This window comes from Orbaceae bacterium lpD04 (assembly GCA_036251935.1).
In the GTDB taxonomy this organism is placed as follows: Bacteria; Pseudomonadota; Gammaproteobacteria; order Enterobacterales; family Orbaceae; genus Orbus; species Orbus wheelerorum.
This window is the reverse complement of the sequence record CP133967.1, coordinates 38,864-55,314: the sequence shown is the minus strand read 5'-3', so window position 1 is coordinate 55,314 and position 16,451 is coordinate 38,864. Positions and strand designations below refer to the sequence as shown.

Sequence of the window (16,451 nt, the reverse complement as noted above, 5' to 3'; positions counted from 1 at the left end):
CATAATAATTTATCGTTGACAGAGTTATGGCTAAATTTTTTATTTAGCCAAGGTAAAATACATTACCAATGAACCTAAATGTAGACTATATTTAAATAAGATTAAAGTAAAATTTATCAAAACCTTGTAAAAAATTACCTTTTTTCCGTTTGACTGCTCAAAAAAACACCAATATTGCTAATTTGCTCTTCTCGCAAGTCGTTTTTTAATCCTTTTATTAACTCTAAATCCTGATTTTTTTCATTTTTTAATACACGATATATTTCCCATTGTACATCAAGTTCATCTAGAATTGGTTGATATTCTTTAAGTTCATTTTCACTTAAATCATTTCCTGTTTTGGCTGATTCTAGTTCGATAATCGTTTTTAATGAAATTCGGCTAACTGCTATTGCATGTTCAACTAATTGTTCGCCACTTAAATAAGAATGAACGAGTTCACTCAATGCTTCACATGCATCAATTGCTGGATAAACACTATATGGGCTATTATCATCAACTGATGGAATAATTTCTTCTAGCTTTTCTAGTTGACCATCGAAATTGATTTTTACATTTTTAACTAACATCGATTCCCAGTTTAAATCAATAATTGCTTTATAGATTTTATCATCACTACTATTCATTTGTTGGCAATAAAGCGCAAAGTTAGGATACATTCTTTCACATAAACAAACCATAAACAGTTTTAATTGCCAGCTAGCGAGCTTTTCTAGGCGTAAGTGTATTGGATTTTTAATCATCATGATTCTCCATTATGGTCTCTTTTGGATAATTGATGCACTGTATTAACTAAGACTTCAACACTTTCTATTGGAGTATCTTGGTTGATTCCATGCCCTAAATTGAATATATGACCATTGTAGGGGCCGAATTCTTTTAATATTAGATCTATATTATTTTTAATAGTTACTCTATCTGCATATAATACAGTTGGGTCTAAATTCCCTTGTATTGCAATATTTTCTTTTGGTAGTGTCGAAAGATCAACTGTCCAATCGACGCCAACGGCATCACAGCCAGCTTGCATAATTTTATCTAACCAAAGGCCCCCCCCTTTAGTAAATAAAGTGACCGGAACATAATCTTTAGTATAACTTGGCCCGCGCGTTCCACGATCTAGTAGGGAAATAATTTTATGCATATATTGTAGTGAAAATTCAAGATAACTGCGGTGGCTTAGTGCTCCTCCCCAACTATCGAAAATCATAATAGATTGTGCGCCTGCTTTGATTTGTGCATTTAAGTAAAGTGCAACACTTTCAGCCAATTTATCTAATAATAAATGTAATGAAGCGGGATCGCTATAAAGCATTTTCTTGATTTTAGTAAAGGTTTTACTACTGCCACCTTCTATCATATAAGTCGCGAGTGTCCAAGGGCTTCCTGCAAATCCAATTAATGGTACTTTACCTTGTAGTTCTTTACGCGTTAGTCTAATTGCATCCATGACGTAAGTTAGTTCTATTTCAGGATCAGGTATTGATAACTTATTAATATCATTGAAATTAGTGATCGGATTTTTAAATTTAGGTCCTTCACCTTGTTCAAAATAAAGTCCTAATCCCATTGCATCAGGTATTGTTAAAATATCAGAAAAGATGATCGCTGCATCTAAATCAAAACGGCGTAATGGTTGTAACGTTACCTCACAAGCTAATTCTGGATTTTTACACATAGTCATAAAATCGCCCGCTTTTGCGCGTAATTGACGATATTCAGGTAAATACCGACCAGCCTGGCGCATCATCCATACCGGCGTACAATCGACCGGTTGACATTGTAGAGCTCTAAGATAACGATCATTTTGTCGTTGCATAATTTTTCCTAAAATAGGTTATTACAATTAATATGAGATAAAATATGTCCTAATACTTATTTTGACTTAAAAATTAATTAAATCAAGGTTAATTGCATTGTTATAAATGCCGTCTTTTATTATAGTAATAGTACTTGTTTTTATATGATTATTATTATGCCTAAATTAAGTACTATCATTCTCGCTGCGGGTAAAGGCACTAGAATGTATTCTAATCTCCCTAAAGTATTACATAAAATTGGACATAAATCGATGCTACAACATGTCATCGATACTGTGAAGTTATTAGATATGGATAATATTTATGTGATCTATGGTCATGGTAAAGATCAGCTAGAATCAGCATTAAATAATCAACCTGTAAAATTAGTGCTACAAGAGCAACAATTAGGTACCGGTCATGCTGTTTTACAAGCAATTCCTCACATCAAAGATAATGAAGATATTCTAATTTTATATGCAGATACACCATTAATTTCTGCTCAAACCTTAAATAAGCTTGTTGCTAATAAGCCAGAAAATGGTATTTCATTGCTAACAGTTATGCTCGATGATCCAAGCGGGTATGGACGAATTGTTAGGGAAAATGGCGAGATTGTTGCAATTGTAGAACAAAAAGATGCAACCAAAGCGCAACTTTCAATTAATGAAGTTAATACTGGCATCATGCTAATTTCAGGGCAACAACTAAAAGAGTGGTTAGCAAAGGTTGATAATCATAATGCTCAGCACGAGTTTTATCTAACTGATGTTATTCGCCTTGCACATCAATCTGGCTGCGCAATTAAAGCAACACATCCTGTTGATGAATGTGAAGTGGCTGGCGTTAATAACCGCTTACAACTTGTTTCACTAGAAAGGATCTATCAGCAAAAATTAGCAAAGGATTTACTACTTGCTGGCCTCACTTTGCTTGATCCTAATCGGTTCGATTTACGAGGACAACTTAAGCATGGAATGGATGTAATTATCGATAACAATGTCATTATTGAAGGCAATGTTGAGCTTGGTAATAATGTTTATATTGGCGCTGGATGTATATTAAAAAACTGCATCATTGGCGATAACTGCGAAATAAGCCCATATACGGTAATCGATAATTCTATTTTAGCCAAATCTTGCACTGTTGGTCCTTTTGCTAGGTTAAGACCTGGTTCTATATTAGCTGATACGGCTCATGTCGGTAATTTTGTTGAGCTTAAAAATGCTCAGTTGGGTAAAGGAAGTAAAGCTGGGCACCTAAGTTATTTGGGTGATAGCGAAATCGGTTCAGAGGTTAATATTGGCGCAGGCACAATCACTTGTAATTATGATGGCGCCAATAAATTTAAAACTATTATCGAAGATAATGTATTTGTCGGTTCTGATAGCCAGCTTATTGCCCCAGTTAAAATTGCTAAAGGGGCAACAATTGCAGCGGGGACAACTGTCACCAATGATGTGGCTGAAAATGAGTTAGTCGTTAGCCGAGTAAAGCAAAAACAAATTGCTAACTGGAAACGACCTGTTAAAAAAGCGAAATAATGTAAGGGAAAAAACGATGTGTGGAATTGTAGGTGCAATTGCAAAGCAAGATGTGGTAGAAATTTTGCTGGAAGGTTTAAAACGACTTGAGTATCGCGGATATGATTCAGCAGGGCTTGCAATCATTTCATCTAGTGGGACACTGCAACGCGTACGCCGAGTAGGTAAAGTAAAAATGCTAGCGGATGCTATTGCTGAAAATCCAATATCAGGACAAATAGGTATTGCGCATACTCGCTGGGCGACTCATGGTGAACCTTCAGAGCATAATGCTCATCCCCATACATCAGATTTTATTGCTGTTGTGCATAATGGTATTATCGAAAATTTTGAACCACTGCGTGAAAGTCTGATTGCTAAAGGTTATCAATTTCGTTCAGAAACCGATACTGAAGTGATAGCCCATCTAATTCATTACACCATCACACAAGAACAGTGTTCATTATTTGATGCATTAAAAAAAGTTATTCCTCAATTACGGGGAGCGTATGGCACCGTTGTCATGGATAGTCGTAATCCTGATCTATTAGTCGCGGCTCGTTCAGGCAGCCCATTAGTAATAGGCTTAGGTGAGGGTGAGAATTTTATTGCATCGGATCAATTAGCATTATTACCTGTTACTCGACGATTTATATTTTTAGATGAAGGTGATATAGCAGAAGTGACACATCAAAAAGTCACTATTCTAGATAAGAATAATCAAGCAGTTAAACGAAATGAAATTGAGTCTGATGCTAAATATGATGCGGGGGACAAAGCGGGCTATAATCACTATATGCATAAAGAAATTTATGAACAACCTATCGCGATTAAAAATACGTTAGAAGGGCGTATTAAGCATGGTTTAATTGATTTATCTGAGTTAGGTAGTAAAGGTGAAAGCTTATTATCAAAAGTTGAGCATATCCAGATTGTTGCATGTGGTACGGCTTATAATGCTGGTTTAATTTCACGTTACTGGTTTGAAGCATTAGCTGGAATTCCATGTGATGTCGAAATTGCATCAGAATTTCGTTATCGTAAGCCTGCGAGACGTAAAAATAGCTTATTTATTACCCTTTCACAATCAGGTGAGACAGCTGATACATTAGCTGCACTGCGTTTATCCAAAGAGATTGGTTATTTAAGTTCACTTGCTATTTGTAATGTTGCAGCATCAACTTTAGTACGCGAAGCTGATTTAGTACTATTAACCAAAGCGGGCACCGAGGTAGGGGTTGCTTCAACAAAAGCATTTACCACTCAGTTAACGGTATTATTAATGTTAGTTGCTACACTTGGCCGCGCTAAAGGTATGTCTGATCAAACTGAGAAAGCAATTGCACATGCACTACAAGCCCTACCAAGTCGAATAGAACAAGTACTGATGTTTGATGAGCAGATAGAAAAACTAGCAGCACATTTTGCCAATAAGCATCATGCCTTATTTTTAGGCCGAGGTGATCAGTATCCAATTGCGATGGAGGCAGCATTAAAACTTAAAGAGATCTCCTATATTCATGCTGAAGCGTACGCCGCGGGAGAGCTTAAACATGGACCGCTTGCACTAATTGACAGTGATATGCCAGTTATTGTTATGGCCCCTAGTAATGATTTACTTGAAAAACTTAAATCGAATATCGAAGAAGTAAGGGCTCGTGGCGGTCAACTTTATGTGTTTGCTGAACAAGATGCTGGATTTGTTAGTGACAATGGTATGACAATTATTGCGCTACCTCATGTTGAAGAACTGACTGCCGCAATCTACTATACGGTGCCAACACAGTTACTAGCGTACCATGTTGCGTTAATTAAAGGTACTGATGTTGACCAGCCAAGAAATTTAGCAAAATCGGTCACTGTTGAATAAGTATTCTTCTAATAAAATTTGGATAACTTTGCATAAAGTTTATAGAAATTAAAAAATAAGCATAATGATATATGAGTTAAGATATTATAAAAATGGCCACTATACTGGCCATTTTCTTTATTTTGATTCTTTCAAATAAGGCTTTTTTGCTGGGTTTTATATCAATTCACTATCGCTCAAGATAGTATTAATTAAAACAATACTTATTTTCAGTGCTACTTTATTTCCGACCAAAATTGGGATCTATAATTTTCTTTTGCCTACATTTACAACTTTAATTCCTACTTTTGCGGTAGCTTTAACATAAAACGCAACATATCATCAGCTAAAATCTGCTTGCTATTTATTCAAAAATAAATAAAAATACAAAAATATTGCATATTTATTCAATTCGGGTTGTGACATGAAAGAACGAACAACAGAGTTAGTTGAAGGATTAAGACATTCAGTTCCTTATATAAATTTACATCAAGGTAAAACTTTTGTTATCTTATTAACTGGTGCGACATTAAATAGCCAAAACTATGCAAATATCATTAACGATCTAGGTTTATTGCATAGTTTAGGCATTAAATTAGTGATTGTTTATGGTGCACGTAATCAAATTGATGACGAACTGAAAACACGTCAAATCATCCCAAAGTTTCATAAATATACCCGAATTACCGATGCAAAAACGCTTGATGTTGTCAAAAAAGTGACAGGGTTGTTACAGCTAAATATCACGGCTAGTTTATCAATGTGTTTAAACAATACGCCATTACAAGGGGCTCATATTAACGTAGTGAGCGGTAATTTTGTAATTGCTCAGCCATTAGGTGTTGATGAGGGGATTGATTATTGTCATACAGGTAAGATCCGCCGTATTAATCATGAGGCAATTAATGCTCAGCTTAGTCACGATTCAATTGTACTACTTGGCCCGGTTGGTGTTTCAGTAACTGGTGAGAGCTTTAATTTATCATCGGAAGATGTTGCCGCTGAAGTCGCTATCAAAGTTAAAGCAGATAAATTAATTAGTTTTTGCGCAGAGCAGGGTGTTTTGGATAATGAAGGTAACGTTATCACTGATCTGTTCCCTGTTGACGCGGATAAATATATCAAAGAAAAAGAACAACAAAGTCAGCATCTATCTAGTGATATTCGATTTTTACGTGCAGCGTATCGTGCATGCCGTAATGGTGTTCATCGGAGTCATTTAGTCAGTTACTTAGTTGATGGTGCAATACTACAAGAAATATTCTCACGCGATGGTATTGGCACACAAGTTGCTATGGAGCATTCAGAGCAAATTCGTAAGGCTACAATCAATGATATTGGTGGTATTTTAGAGTTAATTCGGCCACTTGAAGAACAAGGTATTTTAGTAAGGCGTTCTAGGGAGCAACTAGAAATGGAAATTGACAAATTTACCATTATTGAGCGTGATAACATTACTATTGGTTGTGCGGCTCTTTATCCTTATTTAGATGAAAGGATGGCTGAAATGGCATGTGTTGCAATTCACCCAGATTACCGCAGTTCTGCTAGGGGCGATATGCTACTTGATAAGCTGATTGAACAAGCAAAAAAAATGCGACTAGAAAAGCTATTCGTACTGACAACTCGTAGTATTCACTGGTTTAGGGAGAAAGGTTTTGTTCCTGCGGAAGTCGATAACTTACCAATAACAAAAAAGCAGTTATATAATTATCAACGGAATTCAAAAATTCTTATTTTAGATATACTACAATAATATTACCTAAAATCTTTAATATAGTTACTTAGTATTTGTGAAGTAAATTGTTTTTTTAAATAAAAACCTCTAGGGCGCGTCATAATTGGCTCGCCATGTTCGTTAAATGCTTGAGTTAATGCTTTGCCATTTGCTGCTTTTGGTCGAATTTGCAGATATTCACCTTGCCGAGCTGTAATTTTTTCAATCTGGCCAAGTACAATCATATCCATCAATTCTTGCCAATCTTGTTTCAATTGTAATTCTTGGCGCTGTGATGGTTGCCATAAGATCGGTAAACCGATGCGCCTTGAAGAAAGAGGAAGTGATCTATCGCCTTCAACTGGGATCCATAACACTTTATTTAACTTATACTTTACGTGGCTACTTTCCCACGTAATACCATGATTTGCTGTTAGTGGTGCGACACTGACGAATGTTGTTTCTAGTGGTAGCCCTAAGCGATTAACGGGGATCGTTTTTAGTTCAATTCCAAGATGCGCGAAATCGCGTTCAGCTTTACTACCTGCGTTAGCGCCAAGATAAAGCTCAATAAGCTTACCTACCCAGCCTTTTTCTTTTTTTAGATCAGGTGGCATGGGCAATTCAATACTACTCGCAATTTCTTTAAGTGAATATCCTGCAATTGACTCAGCTTTTTGCATTAGCTCTGATTGGTTATCTGGTATTGACTGTATTTTCATATGCCAACTTAGTATATTATTTTCGGTGATTTAATGTGTAAAAAATAGATAAATCTAGTATTAATTTATCATTTTATCGTATAATCATTGAATGTAAAATCATATAAGTTTCATTATGTTCGAATGGATAGCTGATCCTAATGCCTGGCTAGCATTAACAACCCTTACTTTTTTAGAAATTATTCTTGGTATTGATAATATTATTTTCCTTTCCCTTGTTGTTGCAAGGCTCCCCAAGCATCAACAAAACTTAGGGCGAAAACTAGGTCTTGGTGGTGCAATGATAATGCGTATTGCATTATTGGCTTCACTTGCTTGGGTAGTAAAATTATCTCATCCATTATTTTATTTTTACCAGTGGCAATTATTAGGTTCTGATACCGATATCAGTGATCTCGTTGGTATTTTTGCTGTATCGGCACGAGATATTGTTTTGTTCTTGGGTGGATGCTTTTTAGTTTGGAAAGGAACTCTCGAAATTATCGAAATGTTTAACATTGGTCCTCATGATGATAAAAAAACTAAACAGTTACCTTTTTTTAAAGCAATTGCTGAAATTATGGTACTTGATATTGTATTTAGTTTAGACTCGGTTATTACGGCGGTTGGTTTGTCTGAACATATTTTTATTATGATTGCAGCTGTTGTTATTGCCGTATTGATTATGATGTTTGCCGCAAAAGCGATTGGTGATTTTGTTGAGGCTAACCCACCAATTAAAATGCTAGCAATTGTTTTTCTTGTTATGGTTGGGATCGTATTGGTTGTTGAAAGCCTACATATCCATGTCCCGAAAGCTTATATTTATTTCGCAATGTTCTTCTCTTTAGCCGTTGAAACATTAAATCTGCTTAGAGCAAATAAAATTAAGAAAGTTCAGCAATAAAAAAAAGCACCAATAGGTGCTTTTTTTATTCAATTAAATTATTTGGTTTTCTCAAACCATTGGCTATAAGCATCAATAAATTGCTTTAAAAATGCTCGGCTTTTTTCAATGATATCGCCTTTATCATCAAAGGAATTTGCGACCCCACCAAAATAGGCCTCAGGTTGTTGCATCGTTGGCATATCTAAAAAGACGAGCGATTGGCGCAAATGATGATTAGCGCCAAAGCCACCAATTGCTCCAGGAGATACTGAAATGATTGCCGCAGGCTTTTTCGACCATACACTTTTACCATATGGCCTAGAACCCACATCAATAGCATTTTTAATGACTGCTGGTGTGCTGCGATTATATTCAGGTGTCACAAATAAAACGCCTTTGCAGGCTGATATTTCATTTCTAAAGCGTGTATATGTTTGAGGTGGCGAAGCTGCATCAATATCTTCATTGTATAAAGGTAAATCGCCAATTTGAATGATTTTAAGCTCAAGAGAACTTGGAGCTAGTTTTGCTAATACTTTAGCAACTTTTAGATTATAAGATTCTTTACGAAGGCTACCGACTAATACTGCGATTGGTTCACTCATAATAAACAAACCTCTATCTTAACTAGGTTGATATGTACTCACCACCAAAATAGGTGGTGAGTAATATAAGCTATAATTTACTAATTAATGACCTGAAGAGTCTGATTTTCTGCTAGATTCGAATAAGAACCATGAACGACGCTCTGATTCATCAATCCAATTTTCGATTAAGCTTGCTGTCGCCGTATCGTTATATTGGCCACAAACATCATGTGCAGATCGCATGCGCGCAGTTAATTTAATATTATCTTGGCAAAGTTCTGTTAACATATCTGCGGGCTCAACAAAATCAGCATTGTTATCAGAAATACTTTGTAGTTTAGAGATATGACTAATTGAACGTAGGGTTGTACCGCCTAATTTACGCACTCTTTCTGCGATAGGATCGGTCATTGCAAATAATTGATCACCTTGTTCATCAAACATTAAGTGATAATCTCTGAAATGAGGACCACTTAAATGCCAGTGAAAGTTCTTTGTTTTTAAATATAATGCAAATACATCAGCTAAAACAGAATTCATTGCTGCGGATATATCTTTTGAGGCTTTTTCACCCAAATCTGTTGGAAATAATAAAGGTGCTTTTTGCAATTTTTTAGCTTGCTCAATTTTTGTCTCAGTTACTTTTTTTGCTGGTACTACCTTTTTAGTTGTAGATGCACTTTTAGCCATAACAAATCTCCTTATTAACCATCATTACATTGCGGTTCAAATTTAGTAATAACCCTTAAGTTATTCCTTATAAACTTACAACCTTAATATGGTAATGTCCAGTAAAATAAGAAAATTTTTAACTATTACAGCTATTTACTTTGGCTAACTATAATCAATAAGAACTAATCAAAGTTATTTTTATTGCCTAGCATTATTTATCTTGAATGTGTAATTCTTTTAATTTACGCGTAAGAGTATTACGACCCCAACCAAGTAACTTCGCAGCTTCTTGTTTATGACCTCGTGTAAATTCCAGCGCTGTTTCTAGTAAGATTCGTTCTACGTGATAGCTTACCTCAGGTAAAATATTTTCTTTACCAGTAAGCAGCGCTTGTTTACTCCAGTTTTCCAATTGTTTTTGCCACTCTTCACCAGTCACTTCATCATCAGATTTTGTTAAAATATTGCTATTTTTATTATGATGAGATTCGTTATTATCAACTTCATTGATGATGAGATCTTGTGGCAAATCTTGAGGTAAAATTTCTTTACTCGATGACATAACCGTTAACCAGCGACAAGTATTTTCTAGTTGCCGAACATTTCCAGGCCATTTCAACTGCAATAATGTTTTTAGCGTTTTAGTCGTTAGTATTTTAGGCTCAACACCCAGTTCTTTTGCTGTTGTTTGTAAAAAATGATGAGCGAGTGTTGGGATGTCAGTGGCACGTTCTCGAAGTGGGGGAAGCATAATACGAATTACATTCAAACGATGAAATAAATCTTCGCGGAACTTACCTTCTTTTACTCTATTTTCTAGATTTTGGTGGGTTGCTGCAATAATTCTGACATCTACTTTAACTGGAGAGTATCCTCCGATACGATAAAATTGCCCATCAGCAAGCACACGCAATAAACGAGTTTGAACATCTAGCGGCATATCACCAATTTCATCTAAAAATAGGGTTCCTCCGTTAGCTTGCTCAAAACGACCTTGCCTAATTTGAGTTGCGCCAGTAAAAGCCCCTTTTTCATGACCAAAAAGTTCTGCTTCAATTAAATCTTTAGGGATCGCAGCCATGTTTAAAGCTATAAATGGGGCATTGGTTCTTGGACTATGTGTATGCAATGCTTGAGCAACGAGTTCTTTCCCTGTTCCTGATTCACCATTGATTAAAACACTGATAGAGGATTTTGATAACCGACCTATAATACGAAAAACTTCCTGCATAGCCGGAGCTTCACCAATAATCCCAGTACTAGTTGATTTTTTTTCTATCTGGATCGATAAATTAGCCTGATTTTGGATAATAGCCCGCTCAACGAGTTGTATCATTTCATCAACATCGAAAGGTTTAGGTATATAATCAAATGCACCTTTTTGATAAGCGCTAACGGCGGCATCAAGATCGGAGTGTGCAGTCATAATGATAATGGGCAGTGTTGGATGCTTTTCTTTTATGATCTTGAGTAATGTTAACCCATCTATTTCAGGCATTCTAATGTCTGAAATTAGCACTGCCGGTTTTTCCGAACTATTCTCAAGTTCATTTAGTGCAATTTTGCCATTATCGAAACAAGTACAGGTAAAACCGGCTTGAGTAATGGCCTTTTCTAATACCCAGCGAATTGAACTATCATCATCAATGACCCAAATATGCTTATTGTTAAGGGGACTTGTTTTATCAATATGATGAATTGATGTGCTGATATTATTCAGGTGGTAGTTCATAATATGACTCCTCATTGACGAATTGGCAGATAGATTGAAAATATGGTGTGTCCTGGCCAACTGTTGAATTCAATTTTTCCATGGTGTTGATCGATGATATTACGTGCAATAGATAATCCTAATCCTGAGCCATTTTCGTGACCACTTACCATTGGGTAAAAAATAGTATCTTGTAAATGCATTGGAATGCCTGACCCATTATCTTCAATATCAATTCTTACACATAAGCGATAGCGGGAACCATGCATTGTGACTTGAAAAGCGGTACGCGTCTTAATGGTAATTATACCATCAGCTTGATTTCCTAATGCTTGTAATGCATTACGCGTAATATTGAGAATAACTTGTTCGATCTGTTCTGGATCATGAAATAGTTCTGGCAAACTGGGATCATAATCACGAATTATTTTAATATTGTCTGGTTTCTCAAATTTTAATAGTATGTAGGTTCGCTCAATTGCTTGGTGCACATTAGCCACTTTTTGTAGCAATATTTGCTGCGGACCTAATAATCTATCGACTAAATTTCGGAGTCTATCAGCTTGCTCAATAATTAACCGAGTGTAATCTTGTAACTCATTTTGTGGCAACTCTTTTGATAAAAGCTGTGCTGCGCCACGTAATCCACCTAATGGATTTTTAATTTCATGGGCAAGTCCTCGGACCAGATCTCGAGCGGCCGTTTGTTGTGCTTGTTGTAACTGCTCTTGAGATAAGCGTTTATGATTGTTAAGAGGGGTCATCTCAATGAGTATTGAATCATGATTAAATTGCTGAGCGGTTAGAGATAATACATAAAGTTGATCATTAATGACGATGTTAATTTCATTATCAGTAAATCCTTGGCCTTGAGAGAGCGCAGTATTCATTAATGAAATATCGAGTGAAAAATAATTGAGTAAATCAGGAAAATAAGTACCATAAAGCTTTTTAGTACTTTGTGCTAATAGCTGCTGGGCAGCTAAATTAGCATAAATAACATTGAGTTTATTATCGAGCAGTAAGATATTAGTTAAGACTGAATTGAGGATAGCATCAGTTTCGGAAAATCGTTTTGCAACCAAAATTTGCCTCCTATTTTAATCACTTTATCTTAATAAGAATATCATAAATACTTACTGCCAATTGATGCGCAGTAAGTATTTATCTATGCTGATAACAGACAATTACAGACTATAATATAATTCAAACTCAACTGGGTGTGGAGTCATGCGAACGCGATCAACTTCTTCAGTTTTTAACGTAATGTAAGCATCAATAGTGTCATCGGTAAATACATTACCACGAGTTAAGAATTCACGATCAGCATCAAGCGCTTTTAGTGCTTCTTCAAGTGAACCTGCAACTTGTGGGATAAGTTTGGATTCTTCTGGTGGTAAGTCATATAAGTTTTTATCCATAGCATCACCAGGGTGAATTTTATTGATAATTCCATCAAGTCCTGCCATTAATTGCGCTGCAAATGATAAATATGGGTTACTTGCTGGATCTGGGAAACGAACCTCGATACGACGTGCTTTTGGACTACTTACCACCGGAATACGAATTGATGCCGAGCGATTACGTGCTGAGTATGCAAGCATTACGGGCGCTTCATAACCAGGAACTAAACGTTTATATGAGTTAGTTGTTGCATTTGCAAATGCGTTAATTGCTTTGGCGTGTTTAATGATGCCGCCAATATAAAATAATGCCATTTCAGATAAGCCTGCATATTTATCGCCAGCAAATAAGTTAACCCCATCTTTAGCAAGAGATTGGTGACAGTGCATACCCGAGCCATTATCACCAAACATTGGTTTTGGCATAAATGTTGCCGTCTTTCCATAAGCATTTGCAACATTTTGTACAACATATTTATAGATTTGTACTTCATCTGCTTTTTTAGTTAAGGTATTAAAACGGCAGGCAATTTCATTTTGTCCGGCCGTTGCAACCTCGTGATGATGCGCCTCAACAACTAAACCAAGTTGTTCCATAATTAAACACATTGCCGAGCGAATATCTTGAGATGAATCAACGGGTGGTACAGGAAAATAGCCACCTTTCACTGCAGGACGATGACCTTTATTGCCTTCATCATATTTAGTTCCGCTATTCCACGCTGCTTCAATATCATTTATATGAACAAAACTTCCTGACATCGGCGTGCCAAAACGAACATCATCAAATAAGAAAAATTCCGGTTCAGGGCCGATAATTACTGTATCAGCAATTCCTGATGATTTTAAGAATTCTTCAGCTTTTTTAGCAATTGAGCGTGGATCACGATCATAACCTTGTAATGTTGCAGGCTCTAAGATATCACAGCGAATATTCATTGTTGCATCTTCATAAAATGGGTCAATAACAACACTTGAAACATCGGGCATTAAAACCATATCGGATTCATTAATACCTTTCCATCCCTCAATTGAAGAACCATCGAACATTTTACCATCTTCAAAGAAATCAGCATCAATTTGGCTAACAGGAATTGTGATGTGGTGCTCTTTACCTTTAGTGTCGGTAAAACGTAAATCAATAAATTTAACGTCATTTTCTTTTATCATTGTTAAAACTTTTTCTATAGACATATTGGTTCTCCCTAATTGAGATAAAATATAAACGATAATGGAAGTTATTCCAGTGACATAACAATAAGCAAAAATGATGCCAAATTCTTACTTATGTGAAAATTTAAAATAAATCGATATATTTCAATTCATTACTAATTTTTGTTCACCACAAACATACACATCGAACTTTCGCTAAGCCTGATATCTCTATTTTTGCACTAAAATGTCAGAAATGCACCAAATTAATGCAGTCGAGATGTTAACTGAGCTAATGCTTGAAATCTTAACTAATTAGCACCAATTACGACTTTTCGTTTAGCGAAAATTATCGCCTTTTCGATTCAATACTGTATTTCGGCTAACAAAATCGTTATAATCGGTGTATAAATTTTAAGAAATTAATCAAAATAGGTAATTGTATAAATATGGAATTTATCATTAACGAAATCATCCCTTTTGTAAAAAATCATCCACTCTTAAGCCTAGGATGGATTGCACTTTTTATTGTTATTATTTATCTCACTATTAAAAGTAAGTTAAGTAAAGTTAAAACTATCTCTAATGCTCAGACAATTAATATGATGAATAAGCAAAATGCCGTTATTGTTGATCTCCGCTCTGCTGATAATTTTAAAAAAGGGCATATTACCGAAGCGGTAAACATTCTACCTATTGATATTAAGAACGGCAGCATTAAATCACTTGAAAAACATAAAGAATTTCCTGTCATTTTAGTCGATGATAACGGAATGTTAGTTAATGCGTCAGGTGATATTCTAGTTAAGCAAGGATTTGAACAAGTTTTTGCATTAAAAGATGGCATCGCTGGTTGGAATGGTGAAAACTTACCATTAGTAAAAAAATAAATTAAGGAAAGATTATGACAGAGCAAAATACGACTCAGGCACAAGAAACAAATTTTGTAATTCAACGTGTCTATATTAAAGATGTATCATTTGAAACACCGAATGTGCCACAAATTTTCCCTAAAGAGTGGAAACCAGAAGTTAATATTGAACTTAATACATCATCTCAGGTTGTCGCTGAAAATGTTTATGAAGTATCTTTACGCGTGACCGTAACGACTAAATCTAATGATGAAGTCGCTTATATTTGTGAAGTTACTCAAGCAGGTATTTTTTCATTAGTTGGCTTTAGTGGTAATCAGTTACAACACTGTTTAGGTGCATTTTGCCCAAATATTTTGTTCCCGTATGCACGTGAAACAATCTCTAGCTTAGTTAATAAAGGTACGTTCCAACCTATTAATTTAGAACCCGTAAATTTTGACGCACTATTTATGAACTATTTGCAACAGCAGCAAAATAGTACTGAAAATAGTGGCGAAAATTTACAGTAATTCTTTTTACAGGTCTCTATGAATAATAAAAGATGTTCTTTCACCGTTACGGTAATAGGCGCTGGTTCTTATGGCACAGCGCTTGCTATTTTACTTGCTCGCAACAATCATCAGACCATTTTATGGGGACATGATAGTGCTGAAATGAATGCATTAGAGCAAGATCGCCAAAATAGAAAATTTTTACCAGATATTATTTTCCCTGATAATTTATTGGTTGAAAAAGATTTACAAAAAGCGGTAATGGCATCGCCTACTTTGCTAATCGTTGTTCCAAGTCATGCGTTTGGAGAAGTACTCACTAAGATTAAACCTTTTTTACGGCCTGATTCAAAAATTGTTTGGGCAACAAAAGGTCTTGAAATGAGCACCGGCCGTTTACTTCAGGATGTAGCAAGGGCGATATTAGGTAATGACATACCGTTAGCTGTCGTATCTGGTCCTACATTTGCTAAAGAAGTTGCACAAGGCTTACCTACTGCTGTGACAGTCGCTTCAACTAATGAGACCTTTTTAGAAGAAGTACAAAATATTTTTCATTGTAGCCGTAGTTTTAGAGTATATAGCAGCAATGATTTTATTGGCGTACAACTTGGTGGTGCGGTCAAAAATGTTATTGCTATTGGTGCAGGCTTATCTGATGGGCTTGGATTTGGTGCAAATGCTCGTACAGCGTTAATCACTCGAGGCCTTGCCGAGATGATGAGGCTAGGTGAAGCTTTAGGCGCAGATCCCGCTACTTTTATGGGGATGGCAGGGCTTGGTGACTTAGTTTTAACCTGCACAGATAATCAATCCCGTAATCGCCGATTTGGCATATTACTCGGACAGAATAATACTATTGATGAGGCGAAAACACTTATTGGCCAAGTTGTTGAAGGGTGCCAAAACACTAAAGAAGTTTGGCTACTTGCGCAGCAATACCATGTAGATATGCCAATAACTGAACAAATTTATCAAATTTTATATTGTAATAAAGATCCAAAAGAAGCCGCAAAAGCTTTACTTGGTAGGGCTCAAAAAGAAGAACTTAAAAGTCCTAGTTTCTAATATTCTATTATTAC

General features: G+C 35.8%; 15 protein-coding genes. 7 read left to right on the top strand and 8 right to left on the bottom strand.

The genetic code is table 11. From position 1 onward, the window contains the following. Positions 1 to 134: 134 nt before the first annotated feature. Together RHO14_00255 and hemE are read right to left on the bottom strand one after the other, a co-directional pair. Complete coding sequence (locus RHO14_00255; protein ID WVD71255.1) at positions 135 to 746, bottom strand: DUF416 family protein; 612 nt, start codon at positions 744 to 746, stop codon at positions 135 to 137. Continuing rightward, positions 743 to 1,819 (bottom strand): uroporphyrinogen decarboxylase, encoded by a 1,077-nt coding sequence (hemE, locus tag RHO14_00250; GenBank protein ID WVD71254.1) that lies wholly within the window; start codon positions 1,817 to 1,819, stop codon positions 743 to 745. Before hemE ends, RHO14_00255 begins: the two co-directional genes overlap by 4 nt. A 156-nt stretch (positions 1,820 to 1,975) precedes the next feature. On the opposite strand from hemE, the gene glmU reads away from it, so the two are divergent. The 3 genes from glmU (at position 1,976) to argA (ending at position 6,927) form a co-directional block, all read left to right on the top strand. After that, on the top strand, positions 1,976 to 3,343 hold the full coding sequence (gene glmU / locus RHO14_00245) for a bifunctional UDP-N-acetylglucosamine diphosphorylase/glucosamine-1-phosphate N-acetyltransferase GlmU (protein WVD71253.1): 1,368 nt from the start codon (positions 1,976 to 1,978) through the stop codon (positions 3,341 to 3,343). Positions 3,344 to 3,359: 16 nt separating this feature from the next. Then, positions 3,360 to 5,192: a glutamine--fructose-6-phosphate transaminase (isomerizing) gene (glmS, locus tag RHO14_00240; protein ID WVD71252.1), complete on the top strand. Its 1,833-nt coding sequence runs from the start codon at positions 3,360 to 3,362 to the stop codon at positions 5,190 to 5,192. 403 nt (positions 5,193 to 5,595) lie between these two features. Beyond that, positions 5,596 to 6,927: an amino-acid N-acetyltransferase gene (argA, locus tag RHO14_00235; protein ID WVD71251.1), complete on the top strand. Its 1,332-nt coding sequence runs from the start codon at positions 5,596 to 5,598 to the stop codon at positions 6,925 to 6,927. A 2-nt stretch (positions 6,928 to 6,929) separates the two neighbouring features. Here argA and mutH read toward each other — a convergent pair whose 3' ends face one another. Beyond that, the gene (gene mutH, locus RHO14_00230) at positions 6,930 to 7,610 is read right to left on the bottom strand and encodes a DNA mismatch repair endonuclease MutH (protein ID WVD71250.1); all 681 of its coding nucleotides are present in this window, start codon (positions 7,608 to 7,610) and stop codon (positions 6,930 to 6,932) included. A 115-nt stretch (positions 7,611 to 7,725) separates the two neighbouring features. Here mutH and RHO14_00225 point away from each other — a divergent pair, with 115 nt between their 5' ends. Beyond that, a complete protein-coding gene (locus tag RHO14_00225; GenBank protein ID WVD71249.1) occupies positions 7,726 to 8,496 on the top strand; it encodes a TerC family protein in 771 nt (256 codons plus the stop codon). Positions 8,497 to 8,534: 38 nt separating this feature from the next. On the opposite strand, the gene RHO14_00220 is transcribed toward RHO14_00225, so the two are convergent. The 5 genes from RHO14_00220 to glnA all read right to left on the bottom strand — a co-directional run bounded on the left by RHO14_00220 (position 8,535) and on the right by glnA (position 14,045). Next, on the bottom strand, positions 8,535 to 9,083 hold the full coding sequence (locus RHO14_00220; GenBank protein WVD71248.1) for an NAD(P)H-dependent oxidoreductase: 549 nt from the start codon (positions 9,081 to 9,083) through the stop codon (positions 8,535 to 8,537). An 84-nt stretch (positions 9,084 to 9,167) separates the two neighbouring features. Next, positions 9,168 to 9,755 carry a DNA starvation/stationary phase protection protein gene (locus tag RHO14_00215; GenBank protein ID WVD71247.1) on the bottom strand — a complete coding sequence of 196 codons (588 nt, stop codon included), beginning with the start codon at positions 9,753 to 9,755 and terminating at the stop codon, positions 9,168 to 9,170. 193 nt (positions 9,756 to 9,948) lie between these two features. Next, positions 9,949 to 11,469, bottom strand: coding sequence for a nitrogen regulation protein NR(I) (glnG, locus tag RHO14_00210; GenBank protein WVD71246.1), 1,521 nt, complete (start codon positions 11,467 to 11,469; stop codon positions 9,949 to 9,951). Between the two features lie 11 nt (positions 11,470 to 11,480). Continuing rightward, entirely contained in the window at positions 11,481 to 12,533 is a 1,053-nt protein-coding gene (gene glnL, locus RHO14_00205) for a nitrogen regulation protein NR(II) (GenBank protein ID WVD71245.1), read from the bottom strand. A 102-nt stretch (positions 12,534 to 12,635) separates the two neighbouring features. Next, on the bottom strand, positions 12,636 to 14,045 hold the full coding sequence (glnA, locus tag RHO14_00200; GenBank protein WVD71244.1) for a glutamate--ammonia ligase: 1,410 nt from the start codon (positions 14,043 to 14,045) through the stop codon (positions 12,636 to 12,638). Between the two features lie 407 nt (positions 14,046 to 14,452). Here glnA and RHO14_00195 point away from each other — a divergent pair, with 407 nt between their 5' ends. From RHO14_00195 to gpsA, 3 genes are read left to right on the top strand one after another with little or no spacing between them, the layout of a single operon-like run. Next, positions 14,453 to 14,893, top strand: a complete 441-nt coding sequence (locus tag RHO14_00195; protein ID WVD71243.1) for a rhodanese-like domain-containing protein — start codon at positions 14,453 to 14,455, stop codon at positions 14,891 to 14,893. Between the two features lie 14 nt (positions 14,894 to 14,907). Beyond that, positions 14,908 to 15,387: a protein-export chaperone SecB gene (gene secB, locus RHO14_00190; GenBank protein WVD71242.1), complete on the top strand. Its 480-nt coding sequence runs from the start codon at positions 14,908 to 14,910 to the stop codon at positions 15,385 to 15,387. 18 nt (positions 15,388 to 15,405) lie between these two features. Continuing rightward, positions 15,406 to 16,437 carry an NAD(P)H-dependent glycerol-3-phosphate dehydrogenase gene (gpsA, locus tag RHO14_00185; GenBank protein ID WVD71241.1) on the top strand — a complete coding sequence of 344 codons (1,032 nt, stop codon included), beginning with the start codon at positions 15,406 to 15,408 and terminating at the stop codon, positions 16,435 to 16,437. The last annotated feature ends 14 nt before the right edge of the window (positions 16,438 to 16,451 follow it).